General features: G+C 66.5%; 2 protein-coding genes. One reads left to right on the top strand and one right to left on the bottom strand.

Features of this window, described 5'->3' with window-relative positions; all coding sequences use genetic code 11:
- The coding region (locus tag ACAG20_RS21015) for a PGRS repeat-containing protein (protein WP_370493999.1) at positions 1-2,149 on the bottom strand (2,149 nt) is incomplete at its 3' end.
- 135 nt (positions 2,150-2,284) lie between these two features.
- Here ACAG20_RS21015 and ACAG20_RS21010 point away from each other — a divergent pair.
- Complete coding sequence (locus ACAG20_RS21010; protein WP_370493998.1) at positions 2,285-2,554, top strand: helix-turn-helix domain-containing protein; 270 nt, start codon at positions 2,285-2,287, stop codon at positions 2,552-2,554.
- Positions 2,555-3,277: the final 723 nt, after the last annotated feature.

Raw genomic sequence — 3,277 nt, 5'->3', positions numbered from 1 at the left:
CACCATCACCTTGGGCAGCACGGGTAACACCATCGGCCTGCAGTCCACCCAGGCCACCGTCACCACCAGCGCCACCGGCCTGACCGGCACCACCTTCGATGTTGGCTGCCGTGCCGTTGTCCCCGACGGCACCGTTAGCACCGTGGCCGCCGTTGCCACCAACCCCGGCAACACCGTCAGCAGCACGCCCGCCACCAACCTCGAGACCACCGCGTCCGGCGTTACCGCCAACACCACCATCGCCACCCGCAGTACCGGCTGCAGCAGTTACATCGCTGGACGCGTCATAACCCGCACCACCGACACCACCGTTGCCGCCCTTACCCGCTGAACCGTTCGCACCCGACGCCGCGAAGTTGCCACCACCGGAGCTACCCCCGGCACCACCAGCACCGGCATTACCGCCATCACCACCGTTGCCACCGTTGCCACCGGTCGGGTCTAATGCCGTACCCGCCTGACCTGGGCCACCATGGGCGCCATCAGTACCCGAACCACCAGCGCCACCCACACCACCGACACCGTGAGCACCAGCCTGGGTGCCGCTACCACCGGAACCACCATCGCCGCCGACACCACCATTGCCACCGGAAGTACCCGCCGCTGCACCCTCGTCAACCGCGTCATACCCGGCACCGCCTTGGCCACCGGCACCACCATTGCCACCATCACCTTGGGCAGCACGGGTAACACCATCGGCCTGCAGTCCACCCAGGCCACCGTCACCACCAGCGCCACCGGCACCTCCGGCGACGCCGTCGGGGTCGCCCGCTGTGCCGTTGAGTCCCGTGAAGCCCGCACCGCCGTGGCCGCCGTTGCCACCCACACCGGCCACACCGCCCGTGCCACTGGCCGCCTGCCCGCCAGCGCCCTGGCCGCCAGCGCCTCCCGAACCGGCGTTGCCACCGGTTCCGCCGTTCTCACCGGTGTAACCGTCGAGCTGCTGTGCAGTGCCGTCTGCGCCCGCCGTGCCGTCGGCTCCATCGCCACCGTTGCCGCCATCGCCGCCGATACCACCGGTGCCTTGGATACCGCTCGCGCCCGCGGCACCACTACTCGCGAACCAGCCACCCGCACCGCCAGCCCCGGCTTGACCCGCAGCGCCACCGGTGCCGCCTACACCACCGGTGCCACCGCTGGTGCCGTCAATGTCGGAGTTGGTGCCGTGTACGCCGTCGGCACCATCGCCGCCGATACCACCCTGTGCCCCGTTACCTCCAGAACCGCCCTGGCCACCCGCGCCGAACCCGATCGAGCCCCTACCGCCAGCACCGCCGTTACCACCGGCACCGCCGTTCTGACCGGCACCACCATCAGCACCGGCAAAGGCTCCAGCAACACCCGCGACGCCAGCCAGACCGTCACCACCGCTACCGCCCGCGCCGGGGGCACTGAACAGACCCCACTGTGCGGCGTCACCACCGATACCACCGGCACCACCATCGCCACCCGCGGTGACCGCATTGCCGCCATTGCCACCGTCGCCACCGCGGCTGAACCACGCGTATAGCCCTGCGGCACCGCCGTCACCACCGGAACCCGAACCGAAGCCGTCTCCGCCGTCACCACCGTTGCCGCCGAACAGACCGCCCTGACCACCGGCGCCGCCGTTGAATTGATCGGCCGTGCCATCGGCGTCCCAACCCGCGCCGCCATGACCGTAGATCCATCCCCCGGCACCGCCGTCAGGGTTCTCGGCCGTGCCGTCCGCGCCGTTGCCGAACGGCAACAGCCAGTTGATGTCGCTCCAGCTGAAGGCGGCCGAACCGGGCATGGCGAAGTCAGCGGCCCCGATACCACTCAGGTTCAGATCAGCCAGAACCCCATCCCAGGTGGCCTGTTCGCCGAGATTGTCGAAGAAGCCCGTCCACCTACCCGGGTCCAGGACAACCGCCCAGGCCCCCTGGTCACCCCAATTGGCACCCAGGTCGGCCACAGCCGCACCCAGCCCCTGACCGAACAGATCCACCAACACGTCGTCGATATCGGCGTGCGCCGCGGGCGCAGCCGCCAACGGGACCATGCCAAACGACAGGAAAGCACCCACCGCGGTACCGGCACCCAGCGCGCGACGGCGACCAGCCTTGCCGTCATAAGAGCGAGGGTTGTCCGAGCGTCGATGCCGCTCCACGGCACGGCTTCGAATCATCAATCAGTCCCCTAATTTAAAAGTCATCAAAGAAGTTATCAGGTTTAACCCAGGAGCCATCAGGCTACAGGTCTGTTACGCATGTGTTCAATGCACATGGGTATGTTCCACTCTGGCCTAATCCGCGTGGGCCGTATGTCGTTGGACACCGTGCCTGCCGACCAGCCCAAGCCAGCCCTCAACGAGACCACCCGCGTGTTCGGTGAGCGGGTCCGCGACCGTCGCACGGAACTTGGCCTCAGTCAGGAGAAAGCCGCTGACAGCTGCGGCATCCACTGGTCGCAGCTGGGAAAAGTGGAACGCGGCCAGCGCAGTCTCCGGCTGGAAACCATCGTCAAGATCGCCGCTGGACTGGACATTGATGCCGGAGAACTCGTCAGTGAACTGCCCTTGCCGCAATCCTGACCTTGTGGACGTGAACTTCAGCCGGAGCGCCTATGGCCTGCAGCTTGGCGCTTCGGACCCAAACGATGCACCCATCAAGCTCATCGTGGCCGAGAGCGGCAAAAAATCGTCAGGGCTTACTCGATACCCAGACGAACTTCGGGGGCGGGCACCAGAGCGCATATCCACTCCCGTCGGCCGAGTCGGCCCACTGATGGGCTTCCGAGGCAAGACAGGGAGTTCCTGCCACCCGTTTGCCGACACCGATACCGTCGCTCATACCCCACTCCTCGGGCGTGATGGCCGCAGCAGGGTTAGCGAGCAGCACAGCCGAACCCAGCGATGCCGTGACGGCAACGGCGATACGTATACGGCGTTTCATAGGCGCAAGCTACCAGCCCGGTCAGTTGCAGGCAGGTGTTTCAAGCAGCGACGTGGGCGGTGCTGCACGGCCACCCTTCTCCACACTGATCAAAGGCCTGTGAAGTACGCCGCCACCTGAAGATTAGATCCGCATTTCCCGTAGTTGGGCCTTCCGAGGACGGCTTTCACCAGTTCATGTACGCGGCTTCGGGGTGTGACCGATCTGGGGGCTGTTCATGCGCCACGTCTTACCGATCGCGACCGGCCGTCACAGCGGTGGTCAAGACATCGGTTCGGGGCATTCGCCTGTCTGCCAGCCGATGCCGTTGATCTCGGCGTTTCCGCGCGGGTCGCCCGCGTAGTTGATCATGTTCGTGCACC

It is taken from the genome of Mycobacterium sp. pW045 (assembly GCF_041287085.1).
Taxonomy (GTDB): Bacteria; Actinomycetota; Actinomycetes; order Mycobacteriales; family Mycobacteriaceae; genus Mycobacterium; species Mycobacterium algericum_A.
This window is presented reverse-complemented; position numbering and strand designations above follow the sequence as displayed.